Source organism: Citrobacter koseri ATCC BAA-895, from assembly GCF_000018045.1.
Classification (GTDB): domain Bacteria; phylum Pseudomonadota; class Gammaproteobacteria; order Enterobacterales; family Enterobacteriaceae; genus Citrobacter_B; species Citrobacter_B koseri.
This window is the reverse complement of record NC_009792.1, coordinates 657,253-674,184: the sequence shown is the minus strand read 5'-3', so window position 1 is coordinate 674,184 and position 16,932 is coordinate 657,253. Positions and strand designations below refer to the sequence as shown.

Below are 16,932 nucleotides of genomic sequence, written 5' to 3'. Positions count from 1 at the left end.
AAATAGAGGTTTAATTTGACAATATAGGGTTAAAACCCTATATTTAAGACCTGCCATGTAGGGTGTGCTCTTTAACAATTTGTTTTACAGGGGATGTTTTATGACCCAGATACTCTGGACGGGTAGAGCCGTTAAGGATCTGCGAAAGCTACCTGCTGATGATCAAAAAGCTGTACGTGAGAAAGTAAACGCCATGCAGTTATACCCAGACATTAGCTCTCTGGATATCAAAAAACTCACGGATCAAGACGGGCAGTACAGATTAAGGGTGAAAAGCTATCGAGTTCTCTTCGTATTTGTAAACGGAGAACCGCTGATCGTTGAAATTCAGCGCATATTACGCCGTAGCTCATCAACCTACTGACAGACGGCGGGGAAACCCGCCCGTTTCCATCTGTAAACAATTTGTTAATTAACCGACAACAACTATTAGCATGTAAATGTAAAAAAGGTAATCTTATGGCCGCTATCCAATTTATTACAGACAGTCGAGGCCGCAGAGTCTCTGCTGTTGTGCCAATTGACCTCTTCGAAAAGTTAGTTAGCGACAGAGATCTTGATGAACTGTATGACACTGTACAAGACGAATCAGGCGCATCTGATAATGTTCGTTACCCCAACGAAGTGATCAGCATTCTTTCTGAGCGAAATTGCACCATGCAAGCGGCATGGCGCATTTACAGAGGGATGACGCAAAAACAGGTTGCGGAAGCCCTGGGCATCAAACAGGCGACTGTCTCAGAGTTTGAGAAGTCAGAACGCCCACGTAAAGATAACATCGAAAGATTAGCAAAACTGTATAACTGCGCTCCCGAGCAACTCATCCTCGAATAGCCAAAAAAGCCCCGGAAACCGGGGCTTTTTTGGCTGAGTCTTTATCCTTTCCTTTACGCTCCTGATTCATTTTCAGCCTGTTCTGACCTTTCCGCGCCTTTTCTGCTATACACTTTCAACAGGTTAACGACAGAGGCAAACAAAGGATGGCTACGTTTCCCGCCAGCTTACTGATTTTAAATGGCAAAGGCGCTGATAATCAGCCCCTGCGCGACGCGATAGGGCTACTTCGCGATGAGGGCGTGGAGATTCACGTCCGGGTCACCTGGGAAAAAGGCGATGCCCAGCGTTATGTTGATGAAGCCAGACAGCTTGGCGTTGAGACAGTTATTGCGGGCGGCGGCGACGGCACTATCAATGAGGTTTCCGCCGCGCTGATTCAGTGTCAGGGCGGCAACGTTCCCGCGCTTGGCATTTTGCCTCTGGGCACGGCCAATGACTTCGCCACCAGCGCTGGCATCCCGGAAGCGCTGGATAAAGCCTTAAAACTGGCGATTGCCGGTAACGCGGTTGCGATCGATATCGCCCAGGTCAACGATAAAACCTGCTTTATTAATATGGCGACAGGGGGTTTCGGGACGCGCATCACCACCGAAACGCCGGAAAAACTCAAGGCCGCGCTGGGCGGCGTCTCTTACTTTATTCATGGGCTGATGCGCATGGACACCCTCAAGCCCGATCGCTGTGAGATTCGCGGCGAGAATTTTCACTGGCAGGGCGATGCGCTGGTGATTGGCATTGGTAATGGTCGTCAGGCCGGTGGCGGACAACAGCTCTGCCCTGGCGCACTCATTAATGACGGGCTGCTGCAACTGCGGATCTTCACCGGGGAGGAGCTGCTTCCGGCGCTGTTTTCCACATTGACGCAGCCGGAAGAGAACCCCAACATTGTCGATGGCGCATCCGCCTGGTTTGATATTCAGGCTCCGCATGAGATCACTTTTAACCTTGATGGCGAGCCGCTCAGCGGTCAGGAATTTCATATTGAAATACTTCCCAACGCGCTGCGTTGCCGTTTGCCGCCAGACTGCCCGTTACTGCGCTAACGAAAAAAGAAAGTAAGCGCAGAGAGGGATAATCAGACCGGCGACATCCCGGAACCTCTGCGCTCACAAACGGGTCATTTACCCTGCGGCCCGAACCGGCGGGGCCAGCGTCTCCAGGAGTTGCGGCATTGACGTGTAGCGCCCGATGGCCTCGCTAAAGCAGGGATGCTGGCAGCCGTCAGACACCACGATGGTATCAATTCCGGCGGCCTGCGCGGCGCGAAAACCACTCAGGCTGTCTTCAATCACCAGACACTCTGCGGCGGGCAGGCCCAGCTTTTTCAGCGCGGAGAGATACACCGCCGGGTGCGGTTTGCCGTAGCGTTCATCGTCGGCGCTGCAAATGACGTCAAAATGCCCCCGAAGATTAAGTTTAGAGAGAACAGCCTCAATAACCTGATGGGATGATGACGTAGCCAGCGCAATCCGATACCCCCTGTGGCGAAAATGATGCAATACCGCGTAGACGCCGTCCATCGCTTCGCCTTCCGTTGCAATAAGTCCGGTAATGCGTTTGCGAATGGCCGACTCCAGCACCCCGGGGTCTGTCTGCAACGGGCAGTATTCGCACCAGACGCGGGCAATCTCATCCAGTCGCTTCCCTTTGGTTAACGTTTCACACTCCTCGTCATTAACCGTCACTCCCCAGCCTGCCAGCGCGTCTTTTTGCGCCTGACGCCACAGCCCTTCGGAGTCAATGATGACGCCATCCATGTCGAAAATTACCGCTTTACTCTTCATCATTTGCCGCCTTAAAAAGGCCCGGCAGCGCAGCCGGGCCCGACATCATTAAGAAATACCGACCGTTTCGCCTTCACATGCCTCCTGACGCGTGAATCCGGGTTGTTCAACACGAATAAACGGACACAGAATAAACGCCACAATATAGAGCAACGTATACGCAATCACGACGCCAATGGTGCTGAAGTGCGGTAACAACACCACGGCGATCGCCGGGGCGAGGAAGTTGGAAAGCCCAGCCGACAGGTTGTAGACCGAAATCGCGGCTCCTTTGTGTTTTGGCTCAAGCGCAGGAAAGACGGCGGCCATCGGCACAAACGCGGCAACGAAGATCCCCAGCGCGATTGCCGGAACCAGCGCCATCGCGAAGTTATGGCCAAAGTGCTGCGGAATGTAATAAAACGCGAGGCTGGAGAGCGCCATCCCGATGCAGCCAAACCAGCGTACAACCTTCATCCAGCCCATTTTCTCTGCCAGTACGCCCCAAAAGACGTTGGAGAAGATGGTTGTGAAGAAGAACGCCGCCCATACCTGTAGCCATTCAGAGGTGGTGAAGCCCAGTTCATCCACAAACATCATCGGCATGACCACCGCAAAACCGAACAGCGATAACGTATTGATAATACGCACGATGCTGGACAACATAATGCTACGGTTGGTGTAAAGCAGCGTGACCGCACGCCCCAGTTCGCTGAACTTTTCACGGGTGGTGAGGTTTTGCATATGGCGCGGCGTTTCAATTTTACGCAGCGAAACCAGCGCGATAACACCGCCGGTCAGACAGAACGCCAGCGCCAGCCACAGGGTGCCCATTTCGCCAATATGCGGAATGGTAAAACTCGGGATATAACTGCCGAAAACGCCGATCCCAATAGAGTAGACCGCCCAGAACCAGCCCAGCGCGGCGCTGGTGCTGTCGCTACGGACGTTATGCACAATGGCGACGATAAACGCATAAAGGAACAGCGGATACGCCAGACCGCGAATACCGTAAAACAACAGAATTAAGGCGTAGTTGGACTGACCCAGTCCAAAAACGAGGAACAATACGTGGAATACGCACCACAGCACAAAGCCGATCATCATGGTTTTTTGCGGCGTGATGATCTCCGCCACTACGCCGGATACCCAGGCCGACAGCGCCGCCGCCAGGCCATATAGCGTAAAGGCGAAGGAGGCTTCCGCCGGGGTAAAGCCCAGCGCTTTGATGTAGTGCGACAAAAATGCCAGCTCGAAACCATCACCAGTCATGAATACGGCGATGGCGATATACCCCCAGACCAGACTTAAGGGTAATCCCAGCCATTGTTTGTTAGTTAACGACATATTGACCTCGTTTTAGGGTGCAGGGAGCCACTCCGGTACATTCACCGGAGGGCTTTTGTTATAGAAATTATTGATTTCGATAGTTCAGGTCGTTTCGGTACAGTGCGTTAAACTGCTGATAACGCTGCATCAGCGCCGTGTGGCGAACCGGATCGCCATACCAGGTTTTGTAGACTTCCGGTTTTTCGCAAACGGACGCCAACGGTTTACCTGCCGCAAGGCACGCCAGTCGCGCCGCGCCCAGCGCGCCGCCGGTTTCTCCGCCTTTGTGCGTCACCACGGGCATATCCAGAATATCTGCCAGCAGTTGCGCCCAGAACGGACTTCGGGCGCCGCCGCCCACCAGCGAACATTGTTCGATATTTGTACCGCTCTCTTGCAGAACACGGAGCCCGTCAGCGATGCCGAAACTGACGCCTTCCAGCACCGCATACCCCATCAGCGCGCGCTGGCTGGAGTGCGTCAGCCCCCAGAACATGCCCCGGGCGTCAGGATCGTTATGCGGCGTACGTTCGCCGGAAAGGTACGGCAGGAACATCGGCGCGCTGGCTTTTTCCGCATCGCTTAACTGCGCGATTTCTTCCAGCAGTTCCGTTTCCGTTGTCCCTACCAGGCGGCAGAACCATTGCAGACAGCTGGCGGCGCTGAGCATTACGCTCATCTGGTGCCACAAATTCGGCAGGACGTGGCAAAAAGCATGTACTGCGGATTGCGGCGCGGGACGGTACGCGTCCGTCACCACAAACAGCACGCCGGACGTCCCCAGTGAAATAAACGCATCGCCGGGCGATACCGCGCCAACGCCAATAGCGCTGACCGCGTTGTCTCCGCCGCCCCCGGCGACCACCACCGAAGGGGTTAACCCCCAGCGTTGCGCGACGACGGGATCGAGCGTGGCAGAAATATCGCAGCCTTCCACCAGCTCCGGCATATTGGCCCGCGTCAGCCCGCATTTCTCCAGCAGCGCATCCGACCAGTCGCGCTTCTCGACGTCAAGCCACAGCGTCCCTGCCGAATCGGACATGTCGGAGACTTTTTTACCCGTCATTTTGAAACGCAGATAATCCTTCGGCAGCAGCACCGTTTCGATGCGGGCAAAATTCTGCGGTTCATGGCGACGCACCCACAGCAATTTCGGCGCGGTAAACCCCGGCATCGCCAGATTACCGGCAACCTGATGCAGCTCTGGGGCAATTTCTTCCAGTTCCGCACACTCCTGGGCGCTACGGGTGTCATTCCACAAAATCGCCGGGCGGATCGTATTCCCGGCGGCATCAAGCAGTACCGCGCCATGCATCTGACCGGAAAGACCGATCGCCTTAATCGCCTGCCAGTGATGACCACATTTCTCCCGCAGGGTGGACATCAGATACTCCGTCGCGTCCCACCAGGCTTCCGGTGATTGCTCTGACCAGTGTTGATGGGGCCGCTGAATCGTCAGCGGCGCGCTATGGGTGGCGACAATGTCATTATTTTCATCAATGACCAGCGCCTTCACTTCAGATGTGCCGAGATCGATACCCAGATACATAGCCACCTCTCAGTTAATCAGCGTGTGAACAGCGGCGATTTTCTCGCGCAGCAGCGCGGCGAAATCATCACGTTCCGTCAGGTCGCCAAACAGCGCTTTATCACTGGCATACGCCGCGATCGGATCGGCGGATTCAAACATGGCATGTACCGCTGGCGCATCCAGAATGCCGTCCTGGTACTCATAAGGCAGCGTGCCCTTGTGCCACTGCTCCATGAAGACGTAAAACAGTGCGGGCAGCATAGCGGTAGCGTTCGGCCGTGCACCACGCTGATAGCACTCGCGCAGCGTCGGCGCAATCATCGCCGGGATTTTCGAGAATCCGTCGGCGGCAACGCGCTGGTTGGTATCCTGAATATGCGGGTTGGTAAAACGCTTAAGCACCACATCACGATAGGTCGGGAGATCGATGCCGTTATCTCCCAGGCAAGGGATCACGTCTTCCGTCACGTAGCGGTCGGCAATCTGGTAGATAAAGTCCGTCAGGGTGCTTTCATGAATATACTGCTGGCCGATTAACGTACCCGCCCACGCAATGCAGCTATGTGATGAGTTGAGGATGCGGATTTTCGCCTCTTCATACGGGATAACAGACGTCACCAGCTCCACACCGACATTTTCCAGCGCAGGGCGCACATCGCGGAAACGATCTTCAACCACCCACTGGATAAAGGTTTCGCCCATTACCGGCGCTTTATCATCAATGCCCGTCTGCGCTTTGATACGCGCCGGAAGATCGGCTGCCGGACGCGGCGTGATGCGGTCCACCATCGTATTCGGGCAGGTCGCATTGGCGCTAAGCCAGTCAATCACCGCCTGTTTGCCGGTCAGCTGTAAAAACTCAACCAGACCATCGTGGAACCGTTCACCGTTGTGGCGCACGTTGTCGCAGTTGAGCAGCGTCAGCGGCCCTGCGTTATTGACCATACGCGCTTCCAGAATGCGGGTAATGACGCCGTAAATCGTTTTACAGCCGCCGTTGAGATCGCTCGCCAGATCGGGGTTATTCACTTCCAGCTTGTGGCTGGTGTTCAGGTAGTAGCCCCCTTCCGTCACGGTAAAGGCAATCACTTTGGTCTGCGCTCTGGCGCCTTCGGCAATCAGCGGCTGCAAATCCGCCTGCCACGGCAGCAGTTTCTGAATCGACGTGATCTCTTCGTACTCACGTTCGCCCTCCGGGCTGACCGTTTCCAGCACATAACGACCGTTTTGCGCCGCCAGCGCCTGCACAACGTGCTCGGCGTCATTGCGAATATTGCCGGCGGCAATGTGCCAGCGCGTATCGCCGGAAGCGATCAGACGATGCAGATACCACGCCTGATGGGCGCGGTGAAAAGAACCTAAGCCAATATGAAGCCATGTGTATTGATCGTTCATTGTTCTGCTCTCCAGTGAGGTTATGCCTGCACTCTAGTCGATCATTTGTATTAAATAAGAGCCGTAGATCACAAAAGAGCAATTGCTCTATAAAATTACAAATGACCACAAAAGAGCAAAGAGCTTGCCTCAATCCTGAGCACCCGCCAGAATGACCTTATCGGTTGAGGGAAATTAACGCCCCCAACGCCACTCTTAAGGTAGGGAAACGTGAGCAAAGAAGATGACATCAGGCTGGATCAGAAAGTCCGGGCCGCATGGATGTACTACATTGCGGGTTTAAACCAAAGTGAGATAGCCAGCCAGCTTGGGACGTCAAGACCGGTGGTACAACGCCTTATCGCTGCGGCGAAAGAGGAAGGCATTGTTTCGATTGGTCTGCACCATCCTGTCGCGAACTGCCTCGATTACGCGCAGCTTTTGCAGGAAAAGTATCAGTTAATTAACTGCAATATTGTTCCCGCCTACAGCAGCGAAAGCACCCTCGACAGCGTAACCTTTGGCTGTTATCAACTGATGGCCCGCTACTTACAGGGCGACAAACCGACGGTAGTCGGCATTGGTTCCGGGTTGACGCTGAAAAAAACCATCAAACGCATTGATTTCGACAGTCGCAATACGCGCTGCGTGGCGTTGATCAGCGCCATGAACGAACACGGACAATGTAACTATTACGACGACGTCCCGCTGTTGCTGGCGCGTAAAATTCAGGGCAAATATTACCAGTGGCCCGCGCCACGCTATGCGCAATCCTGTGATGAATACGAGATGTGGTGCACCAGCCGTCTGTTTCGCAACGTCTCTGCCGTCGCCGAAGCGTCGGAGGTCATTTTTGTCGGCATCGGCGCGCTGGGGAAACAGAGCCCTATCTTCAAAGACGGTTTTATCAATGAGGCGCAACTGGACGAACTGACCGCGCGCGGCGGCGTGGGGGAAATACTTGGCCGCTTTATTGACGCAGACGGCAACGTAGTGGATAGCCTCATCAACCGCTACATCACCAGCTACGATATACGCCAGAGCCAGTGTCCGCGTATTGCGGCGGCCTGCGGTGAAGATAAGCGCCCTGCTATCCTCGCCGCACTGAAAGGCGGCTGGATCAACGGTCTGGTCACCGATGAACATACCGCGCGCTGGTTGCTGACGCGCTAACGCGCCATGTTCTGGCTGGCGATCAATTCCGGCGAGATCTCAATACGACGTATTGTGGTGTCGCCGGAATCCACAATCTCAAACACTTTGTCCAGCATGGCTGGCACATCCTGGCGCACCATATCAATATCGTGCCCCAGCAGAGAGACAAACGGGTCCCAGTCAAAACAGCCCATTGGCGGCTGATGGCTTCCCGTCTGCCCGTTCTGCGCCAGCCAGCGCACCACCCCTTCGAGCGAAATTGTCGAATTAACAAACAGCCCCGGCAGCGGAATATCAGGCGACGGGTAGACCGATTTCAGTAGCCCTTCCACCCTTGCGGAAGAATAACCCGTAACCAGTTGCTGCGTTTCCGGCACCGTCAATCCATGCGCTTTATGCGCGTCGAGGAAGCCGCGCAAACGTTCGGCGGTGTTGTTATCGGTGATTCGCCCCCCCACAAACGTCAGCGGAGCCAAAACGCCATACCGCTTTTGGCTGCTGGCGAGAATGCTTTCCGTCAGCGCTTTAGCCCCCGCATAGTTATCCGAAATAATCGACGGCGCCAGCGTTCCGGGCAGATCGAGGTTCAGCGTGGGCACACCCGCCTGATGACACATCTGCGCGATCTTATCCGGGTGCGTCGCCCCGGTGGCGATAACCCAGTCCACCTGCCAGGAGAGCATCGCCCTCGCCGCTTCAACCTCCAGCTCCGGTTGACGCCGCGTACAGGTAATGATGGGCAGCAGCCCCCTGGCACGCGCCATCTCTTCAAACTGTTCAGCAATGGAGCCAAAGTAGCGGTTGTCGTATTTCGGGACAATCATCCCGATGACATTCGATTTCTTACTGCGAAGCAGGCTGGCCTGTCGGTTCACCGCATATCCCTGCTCTTCAGCAATCCGGGTCACCTTCTCCGCCAGCTTTGCGCTAATGCGTCGCTTCTTCCAGTTGCCATTCAAAATTGCGCTCACCGCGCTGGCGGAAACCCCGGTTAACTCAGCCAGGTCGTAGATGGTTGTTTTCTTCGTTTTCTCAACGCGCGTCACAAAATCGCCTCTTCATTTTGAATGTCTCTTGCTGAGGAAATAAACAAGTGCTAGATCAGCTTCATCGATTGAGCAATATGCTTCACACGCCAGTCAGAACGCCCCCGTTCTTCGCGCAGAAGCAAATACACCTTAAAAATCACCTATGCATAAAGGATTATAAAATGAATCACTCTGTCCCCTCCATGAATACTTCCCTCAACGGCAAGGTTGCAGCCATTACCGGCGCAGCCTCCGGTATCGGCCTTGAGTGTGCGAAAACCCTGCTTGCCGCAGGAGCAAAAGTGGTCCTGATCGACCGCGAAGGCGAGAAGCTGAAGAAAATCGTCGCGGAACTGGGCGATAACGCGTTTGCGCTGCAAATCGACTTGTTCAATACCGGGCAGGTCGACAACCTGCTGGCAGGCATTATCGAGCTGGCCGGTGGGCTGGATATTTTCCATGCTAACGCAGGCGCTTACATTGGCGGGCCGGTCGCCGAGGGCGATCCTGACGTCTGGGATCGCGTACTGAACCTCAACATCAATGCCGCATTTCGCTGCGTCCGCGCCGTATTGCCGCATATGATTGCGCAAAAATCCGGCGATATCATTTTCACCAGTTCTATCGCTGGCGTTGTACCGGTCATCTGGGAACCTATTTACACGGCCTCCAAATTTGCCGTTCAGGCCTTTGTCCATACGACCCGCCGTCAGGTGTCCGAACATGGCGTACGCGTCGGAGCGGTGCTGCCGGGGCCGGTAGTGACCGCGCTGCTGGACGACTGGCCGCAGGCGAAAATGGAAGAAGCGCTGGCAAATGGCAGCCTGATGCAGCCGATCGAAGTCGCAGAATCGGTACTGTTTATGGTCACTCGTTCGAAAAACGTCACTGTTCGCGATCTGGTTATCCTCCCCAACAGCGTTGATCTGTGAGGAAAAGCGCCATGAACAGCTTACAGAAAACCGTTATCGGCGTGGATGTTGGTTCAGGCAGCGTCCGCGCAGGTATCTTCGACCTGAGCGGCACGTTGCTCTCTCATGTCACGCAAAAAATCACGACCACTCATCGGAGCGGCAGCCGCGTGGAGCAGTCCAGCCAGGAGATCTGGCAGGCCGTTTGTCACTGCATCCGGGAAGCGCTCAGGCAGTCCGGCGCGGCGCCGGAAAGCGTGGCGGGGATCGGTTTCGACGCCACCTGCTCGCTGGTGGTTCTGGATAAAAACGGCGCGCCGCTCCCCGTGAGCGCCGAAGGCGATGCGGCGCAAAACATCATCGTCTGGATGGACCATCGCGCGACTGAACAGGCTGAACGCATTAACGCCAGCCAACATCCGGTGCTGAACTATGTCGGCGGGAAAATCTCACCGGAAATGGAAACGCCTAAGATTTTATGGCTGAAGGAAAATCGCCGCGAGGTGTACGAAAACGCATGGCAATTTTTCGACCTTGCAGACTTCCTGACCTGGCGCGCCACCGGCGACCTTGCCCGCTCCATCTGTACAGTCACCTGCAAATGGACCTGGCTTGCTCATGAAAACCGCTGGGACCCGGACTATTTCCGCACGATCGGGCTGGCAGAACTGGCTGATGACGAGTTTGCCCGCATCGGACAGCGCATCGTGCCACCGGGTACGCCCTGTGGCGACGGCTTAACCGCACAGGCGGCGCAGGAGATGGGCCTGCCTGCGGGCACGCCGGTCGCCGTGGGTCTGATTGACGCCCATGCGGGCGGCATCGGGACTGTCGGCGTTGAAGGCGGCGCCCTCAATAATATGGCATATGTGTTTGGCACCTCATCCTGCACCATGACCTCAACGAACGATCCCGTTTTCGTTCCCGGCGTCTGGGGGCCGTATTACAGCGCGATGGTGCCAGGGCTCTGGCTTGTTGAGGGAGGGCAAAGCGCCGCGGGCGCGGCTATCGATCAGCTATTGGCGTTTCATCCCGCCGCCGAAGACGCGCGGAAACTGGCGCAGGAGGCAGGATTACCGCTGCCGGTTTATCTTGCCGATCGGGTGTCAGAAAAAGCGCCGCAGGCGTCGGACGCCGTCACGCTGGTGGCGGGTATTCATGTTGTACCGGAGTTTTTAGGCAACCGCGCGCCGTTTGCCGACCCGCACGCACGCGCCGTTATTTGCGGATTGGGTATGGAACGCGACCTGGACAATTTACTGGCGTTGTATGTGGCGGGACTGTGCGGTATCGGTTACGGTTTACGGCAAATTATTGATGCGCAAACTGCCTGCGGCGTACGGAATAAAAATATCGTGATTAGCGGCGGTGCGGGTCAGCACCCTCTGGTGCGGCAACTATTAGCCGATACCTGCGGACTTCCGGTATTAACCACCCAGTGCAGCGAGCCCGTTCTATTAGGTTCCGCAATCCTTGGCGCCGTCGCCGGAAATATTTCCCCCTCGGTTGCCGAGGCCATGACGCAGTTTACGCATGTGGATACCTGTTATTACCCACAGACAGCGTATCAGCCATTGCATCATCGTCGTTACGAGGCCTATAAGCAGTTGCAACACATGGCGAAAATGCTCAGAGAGTGATTTTTGCGCCGTCCTGATAACCAATACCCCTCCCCGAAAACCTGGGGAGGGGTACGTGACATCAGGCAATCGTCACTTTATTGTCCAGGTAGACGTCCTGCACGGCGTTAATCAGTTTCACGCCATCCGCCATTGTTTTCTTGAAGGCTTTACGCCCCAGAATCAGGCCCATGCCGCCCGCGCGTTTGTTGATAACCGCAGTACGCACAGCGTCGCTGAGATCGGTCTCGCCGCCCGCCGCGCCGCCGGAGTTAATCAGCCCCGCGCGCCCCATATAGCAGTTGGCTAACTGGTAACGCACCAGATCGATAGGGTTATCGCTGGTCAGCTTGCTGTAAACACGATCGTCGGTGTAACCGAAATTCACCGCCTTATAGCCGCCGTTATTTTCCGCCATTTTTTGTTTGACGATATCTGCGCCAATCGTCGCCGCCAGGTGGTTAGCCTGCCCGGTCAGGTCGGCGGAAACGTGGTAATCCACGCCGTCTTTTTTAAATGCAGAGTTACGCAAGTATGCCCACAGGACGGTCACCATCCCCAGCTCATGCGCACGTTCAAAAGCGGCGGAAATCTCTTCAATCTGACGACGCGACTGCTCAGAACCAAAGTAAATGGTCGCGCCAACGGCCACGGCACCCAGATTGAACGCCTGCTCAACGCTGGCATAGAGCGTTTGATCGTACTCCGTTGGATAGCTCAACGTCTCGTTGTGGTTCAGTTTGACGAGGAACGGAATGCGGTGCGCGTAACGGCGTGAAACCGATGCCAGTACCCCATACGTCGAGGCCACGCAGTTACAGCCTGCTTCAATAGCCAGTTCGACGATATTCTTTGGATCAAAATAAAGCGGGTTTGCGGCAAACGACGCCCCGGCAGAATGTTCAACGCCCTGATCGACGGGCAGAATGGAGAGGTAGCCCGTTCCGGCCAGACGTCCGGTATTATACAGCGTCTGCATGTTACGCAGTACGGCAGGCGGACGGTTGTTATCAACCATCACGCGGTCTACGTAGTCATGTCCGGGTAAATAAAGTTGGTCAGAAGGAATGGTCATACAACGATGCTGTAAAAGGCTGTCGGCGTCTTTGCCAAGCAACTGCGCAATATCAGTCATAGCTATGCTCCCGTAAGTTCCGATTGAGTACCGGAATGTGGATTGTCCTGACCCGCGTTTTGCGGGCAGCAATAAGCCTGGTACCGACCGGCCATTTTTTCCATCTGTAGCGCATTTTTCAGCGCTATCTGCTGGCACGTTTCAGGTACGAAAAAGTGTTACAGCAGTCAAATTTACGCCTCAAAGGTATTTAAAAGGTATTATTAAGTGGTACTGTCATCGCGTACCTTACCTGTCATGAAGGATTTAACGATGAAAACTACAGTGAAACTGTCGTTCATGATGTTCGTGGAGTGGTTTATCTGGGGCGCCTGGTTCGTCCCCCTCTGGCTTTGGCTGAACAAAAGCGGTTTTAGCGCCGGAGAAATCGGCTGGTCTTACGCATGTACCGCGATTGCCGCCATTCTCTCGCCGATTCTCGTCGGCTCACTGACTGACCGCTTTTTCTCCGCACAAAAAGTGCTGGCGGTGCTGATGTTCGCAGGCGCAGTCCTGATGTATTTCGCCGCGCAGCAAACAACATTCGCCGGGTTCTTCCCGCTGCTGCTGGCCTATTCCTTAACCTATATGCCCACTATTGCGCTGACGAACAGCATCGCCTTCGCCAACGTGCCGGACGTCGAGCGCGATTTCCCACGCATTCGCGTGATGGGCACCATTGGCTGGATCGCATCCGGGCTGGCGTGCGGCTTCTTACCGCAAATGCTGGGCTATAACGATATCTCGCCAACCAATATTCCGCTGTTGATCACCGCAGGCAGTTCCGTCCTGCTGGGCGCCTTTGCGTTCTTCCTGCCGGATACGCCGCCAAAAAGCACCGGCAAGCTGGACATTAAAGTTATGCTGGGGCTGGATGCGCTGATCCTGCTGCGCGATAAAAACTTCCTGGTCTTTTTCTTCTGCTCGTTCCTGTTTGCGATGCCGCTGGCGTTCTACTACATCTTCGCGAATGGCTATCTGACGGAAGTCGGCATGAAAAACGCCACCGGCTGGATGACGCTGGGCCAGTTCTCCGAAATCTTCTTTATGCTGGCGTTACCCTTCTTCACGAAGCGCTTTGGCATTAAAAAGGTCTTACTGCTTGGTCTTATCACTGCGGCAATCCGCTACGGCTTTTTTGTTTACGGCGGCGCGGAAGAATATTTCACCTATGCCCTGCTGTTTCTTGGCATTTTGCTGCACGGCGTCAGTTACGACTTCTACTATGTTACGGCCTATATCTATGTCGATAAAAAAGCGTCTGTGCATATGCGTACTGCCGCTCAGGGGTTGATCACCCTCTGCTGTCAGGGGTTTGGCAGCCTGCTGGGCTACCGTCTCGGCGGCGTGATGATGGAAAAAATGTTTGCCTATAAAGAGCCGGTAAACGGCCTCACCTTCAACTGGGCGGGCATGTGGACATTCGGGGCGGTGATGATCGCCGTGATTGCCGTGTTGTTTATGATTTTCTTTCGCGAATCCGACAAAGAGATCACTGCGATTAAAGTGGACGATCGCGATATTGCGCTGACACAAGGGGAAGTTAAATGAAAGCTGAACGTATTCTCGGTGCCCTTTATGGGCAGGCGTTAGGGGATGCGATTGGAATGCCGTCGGAGCTATGGCCCAGAACGCGCGTAAAAGCGCATTTTGGCTGGATTGATCGCTTTCTGCCCGGCCCTGCGGAAAATAACGCGGCCTGCTATTTTAACCGCGCTGAATTTACTGACGATACGTCGATGGCGCTGTGTCTGGCGGATGCGCTGCTGGAGCGCGACGGGCAGATCGACCCGGACCTGATTGGCCGTAACATTCTGGACTGGGCGCTGCGCTTTGACGCCTTTAATAAGAACGTTCTTGGCCCGACGTCGAAAATTGCGCTGAACGCCATTCGTGACGGCAAGCCCGTTGCTGAACTGGAAAACAACGGCGTGACCAACGGGGCGGCCATGCGCGTTTCCCCACTGGGGTGCTTGCTTCCGCCACGCGATCTGGATGCGTTTATTGATGATGTGGCCCTGGCCTCCAGCCCGACACATAAGTCAGACCTGGCTGTTGCTGGTGCGGTCGTTGTGGCATGGGCTATCTCACGCGCGATTGAAGGTGATTGCTGGTCTGATATTGCCGATTCGCTACCGGCTATCGCCCACTATGCGCAGCAAAAACGCATCACGACCTTTAGCGCCTCGCTCTCCGCTCGCCTGGAGATCGCACTGAAGATCGTCCGTGACGCGAACGGCATTGAATCCGCCAGCGAGCAGCTTTACCAGGTGGTTGGCGCGGGCACCAGCACCATTGAATCGGTGCCCTGCGCCATCGCAATGGTCGAGCTGGCCAATACCGACCCTAACCGCTGCGCCATTCTGTGCGCCAATCTCGGCGGCGACACCGACACCATTGGGGCGATGGCAACGGCGATTTGTGGCGCGCTGCACGGCGTGGAGGCCATCGAGCCTGCGCTGAAAGACGAGCTGGACGCGGTAAACCAACTGGACTTCATGCGCTATGCCACCGCGCTGGCGCGCTATCGCCAGCAGCGGGAGGCGGTATGAACACAACGCGCCTGCGGGCGTTGCTGCCCGATTTAGCCCGCCGCCAGCCGGTGACGGTCGTGGGCGCTGCGGTCATTGATGTGATTGCCGATGCTTACGCGCTGCCCTGGCGTGGCTGCGATATTGAGCTTAAACAGCAAGGCGTCAACGTCGGCGGCTGCGCGCTCAATATCGCCGTCGCCTTAAAGCGTCTGGGGATTGAGGCCAGTAATGCCCTGCCCCTCGGTCAGGGCGTATGGTCAGACATTATTCGTCATCGCATGGCGAAAGAGGGGTTACACAGCCTGATCGACAACGCAGAGGGAGACAACGGCTGGTGTCTGGCGCTGGTAGAACCGGATGGCGAACGTACGTTTATGTCGTTCAGCGGCGTTGAGAACCAATGGAATGCCGACTGGCTGGCGCAGCTGACAATTCCGCCCGACAGTTGGATCTACTTTTCCGGTTATCAACTCGCCTCGCCATGCGGCGAACTGCTGGTGAGCTGGCTGGAAGGGTTAGAGCGCGTGACGCCGTTTATCGACTTCGGGCCGCGAATCGGCGACATTCCCGACCCGCTAATGGCGCGGATTATGGCCTGCCATCCGCTGGTATCGCTGAACCGTCAGGAGGCAGACATTGCTGCCGAACGGTTTGGCTTTAGTCATGAACCTAACGCGTTTGGCGCCGCCTGGCTTGCGGCGTTTGCCTCACCGGTTATTGTCCGCCACGATAAAGACGGAGCATGGTATTTCAGCCAGCAATCATCCGGCTGCGTGCCGGCATTTGCCACAACGGTCGTCGATACCATTGGCGCGGGAGACAGCCACGCGGGAGGCATGCTGGCCGGGCTGGCATCCGGCTGGGCGCTTGCAGACGCGGTGCTGCTGGGGAACGCGGTCGCCTCCTGGGTGGTAGGCCATCGCGGCGGCGATTGCGCGCCAACGCGCGAGGCGCTACTCCTCGCACACAAAAACGTATAGATCGCTGCGACAGTAGCTGATGCTGTATTCAATGGGCCGCTGTTGCTGGTCAAGCGCCACCTGCTTGATCACCAGCACCGGCACTTTGCTGTCCATCTGAATATGTGACTGAAATTCCGCATCCGGCATGCGCGCGCTGACGCGAGAGCGTGTACGTTGCGGAAAGATATGCTGGCTGCGGAAATAGTCATACAGCGAGATCCCGATGGCGTCCGCATCATGAATCAGGTGCGCAGGCACCCAGGACTCCTCAATGGACACCGCATCCTCATCCACATAACGAATACGTTTGAGCAAGAACACATCGCTGCCTGCGGCGATCGCCAGCTGCTGCGCCACCTCATCCGGGCATTTCACTACCCGCTTGTTGACCCACAGGGTATCCGGCTTTTTACCGCGCAATACCACCTGCTGCGAAAAGCCGCGCGCCTCTTTCAGGGAATATTCGAAGATGTTGTTAATCTGCGTTCCATAGCCACGGGCGCGGGTTACGACGCCTTCTTCTTCCAGCGCCTGCATTGCCTTGCGCACCGTAATACGCGAAACGCCGGTCAACTGGCTGAGATCGCGCTCGCCGGGCAAAATGTTGCCATGCTCAAGAATCCCGCTGCGAACGGCATTTTTGACCGTCTCGGCAAACTTCCTGTACAGCGGCGTGTTATCCACCGCGGCAATTCGTTCATTCAGTTGCGCGATAAGCCGGGTATGCGCTTGTTCCATTTATCTTTTTCCAGGCCGACAAGTCTGGGATCAGTAT

General features: G+C 55.8%; 16 protein-coding genes. 9 read left to right on the top strand and 7 right to left on the bottom strand.

The window, feature by feature from the left end; all coding sequences use genetic code 11:
• Positions 1-100: 100 nt before the first annotated feature.
• The 3 genes from CKO_RS03060 to yegS all read left to right on the top strand — a co-directional run bounded on the left by CKO_RS03060 (position 101) and on the right by yegS (position 1,880).
• Positions 101-364 (top strand): type II toxin-antitoxin system RelE family toxin, encoded by a 264-nt coding sequence (locus CKO_RS03060; protein WP_012131677.1) that lies wholly within the window; start codon positions 101-103, stop codon positions 362-364.
• A 95-nt stretch (positions 365-459) separates the two neighbouring features.
• On the top strand, positions 460-834 hold the full coding sequence (locus tag CKO_RS03055; RefSeq protein WP_012131676.1) for a helix-turn-helix domain-containing protein: 375 nt from the start codon (positions 460-462) through the stop codon (positions 832-834).
• A 146-nt stretch (positions 835-980) separates the two neighbouring features.
• The gene (yegS, locus tag CKO_RS03050) at positions 981-1,880 is read left to right on the top strand and encodes a lipid kinase YegS (RefSeq protein WP_012131675.1); all 900 of its coding nucleotides are present in this window, start codon (positions 981-983) and stop codon (positions 1,878-1,880) included.
• Positions 1,881-1,958: 78 nt separating this feature from the next.
• On the opposite strand, the gene CKO_RS03045 is transcribed toward yegS, so the two are convergent.
• The 4 genes from CKO_RS03045 to dalD form a co-directional block, all read right to left on the bottom strand.
• On the bottom strand, positions 1,959-2,621 hold the full coding sequence (locus CKO_RS03045; protein ID WP_048902422.1) for an HAD family hydrolase: 663 nt from the start codon (positions 2,619-2,621) through the stop codon (positions 1,959-1,961).
• 48 nt (positions 2,622-2,669) lie between these two features.
• Positions 2,670-3,947, bottom strand: coding sequence for an RbtT/DalT/CsbX family MFS transporter (locus tag CKO_RS03040; protein WP_012131672.1), 1,278 nt, complete (start codon positions 3,945-3,947; stop codon positions 2,670-2,672).
• Positions 3,948-4,014: 67 nt separating this feature from the next.
• A complete protein-coding gene (xylB, locus tag CKO_RS03035) occupies positions 4,015-5,478 on the bottom strand; it encodes a xylulokinase (protein ID WP_012131671.1) in 1,464 nt (487 codons plus the stop codon).
• Between the two features lie 9 nt (positions 5,479-5,487).
• On the bottom strand, positions 5,488-6,855 hold the full coding sequence (gene dalD / locus CKO_RS03030) for a D-arabinitol 4-dehydrogenase (protein ID WP_012131670.1): 1,368 nt from the start codon (positions 6,853-6,855) through the stop codon (positions 5,488-5,490).
• A 210-nt stretch (positions 6,856-7,065) separates the two neighbouring features.
• Here dalD and CKO_RS03025 point away from each other — a divergent pair, with 210 nt between their 5' ends.
• Complete coding sequence (locus tag CKO_RS03025; protein ID WP_012131669.1) at positions 7,066-8,007, top strand: sugar-binding transcriptional regulator; 942 nt, start codon at positions 7,066-7,068, stop codon at positions 8,005-8,007.
• Here the strand turns inward: CKO_RS03025 and CKO_RS03020 are convergent.
• On the bottom strand, positions 8,004-9,035 hold the full coding sequence (locus tag CKO_RS03020; RefSeq protein WP_012131668.1) for a LacI family DNA-binding transcriptional regulator: 1,032 nt from the start codon (positions 9,033-9,035) through the stop codon (positions 8,004-8,006). The two genes, CKO_RS03025 and CKO_RS03020, sit on opposite strands and share 4 nt — an antisense overlap.
• Before the next feature lie 164 nt (positions 9,036-9,199).
• On the opposite strand from CKO_RS03020, the gene CKO_RS03015 reads away from it, so the two are divergent.
• Positions 9,200-9,949: an SDR family oxidoreductase gene (locus CKO_RS03015; RefSeq protein ID WP_024130189.1), complete on the top strand. Its 750-nt coding sequence runs from the start codon at positions 9,200-9,202 to the stop codon at positions 9,947-9,949.
• A gap of 11 nt (positions 9,950-9,960) precedes the next feature.
• Positions 9,961-11,568, top strand: coding sequence for an FGGY family pentulose kinase (locus CKO_RS03010; RefSeq protein ID WP_024130188.1), 1,608 nt, complete (start codon positions 9,961-9,963; stop codon positions 11,566-11,568).
• A gap of 61 nt (positions 11,569-11,629) precedes the next feature.
• On the opposite strand, the gene fbaB is transcribed toward CKO_RS03010, so the two are convergent.
• Complete coding sequence (gene fbaB / locus CKO_RS03005) at positions 11,630-12,682, bottom strand: class I fructose-bisphosphate aldolase (protein WP_012131665.1); 1,053 nt, start codon at positions 12,680-12,682, stop codon at positions 11,630-11,632.
• A gap of 252 nt (positions 12,683-12,934) precedes the next feature.
• Here fbaB and CKO_RS03000 point away from each other — a divergent pair, with 252 nt between their 5' ends.
• From CKO_RS03000 to CKO_RS02990, 3 genes are read left to right on the top strand one after another with little or no spacing between them, the layout of a single operon-like run.
• Positions 12,935-14,212 (top strand): nucleoside permease, encoded by a 1,278-nt coding sequence (locus tag CKO_RS03000; protein WP_024130187.1) that lies wholly within the window; start codon positions 12,935-12,937, stop codon positions 14,210-14,212.
• Entirely contained in the window at positions 14,209-15,213 is a 1,005-nt protein-coding gene (locus CKO_RS02995; RefSeq protein ID WP_012131662.1) for an ADP-ribosylglycohydrolase family protein, read from the top strand. Before CKO_RS03000 ends, CKO_RS02995 begins: the two co-directional genes overlap by 4 nt.
• Positions 15,210-16,175, top strand: coding sequence for a PfkB family carbohydrate kinase (locus tag CKO_RS02990; RefSeq protein WP_012131661.1), 966 nt, complete (start codon positions 15,210-15,212; stop codon positions 16,173-16,175). The genes CKO_RS02995 and CKO_RS02990 overlap by 4 nt, the downstream gene beginning before the upstream one ends.
• Here CKO_RS02990 and CKO_RS02985 read toward each other — a convergent pair.
• On the bottom strand, positions 16,149-16,895 hold the full coding sequence (locus tag CKO_RS02985) for a GntR family transcriptional regulator (RefSeq protein ID WP_012131660.1): 747 nt from the start codon (positions 16,893-16,895) through the stop codon (positions 16,149-16,151). The two genes, CKO_RS02990 and CKO_RS02985, sit on opposite strands and share 27 nt — an antisense overlap.
• Positions 16,896-16,932 lie beyond the last annotated feature (37 nt).

Excerpts from the sequence above, each read along its gene's own strand:
- CKO_RS03060 (WP_012131677.1), top strand. The coding sequence starts at position 101 with ATGACCCAGATACTCTGGACGGGTAGAGCCGTTAAGGATCTGCGAAAG.
- CKO_RS03055 (WP_012131676.1), top strand. The coding sequence starts at position 460 with ATGGCCGCTATCCAATTTATTACAGACAGTCGAGGCCGCAGAGTCTCT.
- yegS (WP_012131675.1), top strand. The coding sequence starts at position 981 with ATGGCTACGTTTCCCGCCAGCTTACTGATTTTAAATGGCAAAGGCGCT.
- CKO_RS03045 (WP_048902422.1), bottom strand. The coding sequence starts at position 2,621 with ATGAAGAGTAAAGCGGTAATTTTCGACATGGATGGCGTCATCATTGAC.
- CKO_RS03040 (WP_012131672.1), bottom strand. The coding sequence starts at position 3,947 with ATGTCGTTAACTAACAAACAATGGCTGGGATTACCCTTAAGTCTGGTC.
- xylB (WP_012131671.1), bottom strand. The coding sequence starts at position 5,478 with ATGTATCTGGGTATCGATCTCGGCACATCTGAAGTGAAGGCGCTGGTC.
- dalD (WP_012131670.1), bottom strand. The coding sequence starts at position 6,855 with ATGAACGATCAATACACATGGCTTCATATTGGCTTAGGTTCTTTTCAC.
- CKO_RS03015 (WP_024130189.1), top strand. The coding sequence starts at position 9,200 with ATGAATCACTCTGTCCCCTCCATGAATACTTCCCTCAACGGCAAGGTT.
- CKO_RS03010 (WP_024130188.1), top strand. The coding sequence starts at position 9,961 with ATGAACAGCTTACAGAAAACCGTTATCGGCGTGGATGTTGGTTCAGGC.
- fbaB (WP_012131665.1), bottom strand. The coding sequence starts at position 12,682 with ATGACTGATATTGCGCAGTTGCTTGGCAAAGACGCCGACAGCCTTTTA.
- CKO_RS03000 (WP_024130187.1), top strand. The coding sequence starts at position 12,935 with ATGAAAACTACAGTGAAACTGTCGTTCATGATGTTCGTGGAGTGGTTT.
- CKO_RS02995 (WP_012131662.1), top strand. The coding sequence starts at position 14,209 with ATGAAAGCTGAACGTATTCTCGGTGCCCTTTATGGGCAGGCGTTAGGG.
- CKO_RS02990 (WP_012131661.1), top strand. The coding sequence starts at position 15,210 with ATGAACACAACGCGCCTGCGGGCGTTGCTGCCCGATTTAGCCCGCCGC.
- CKO_RS02985 (WP_012131660.1), bottom strand. The coding sequence starts at position 16,895 with ATGGAACAAGCGCATACCCGGCTTATCGCGCAACTGAATGAACGAATT.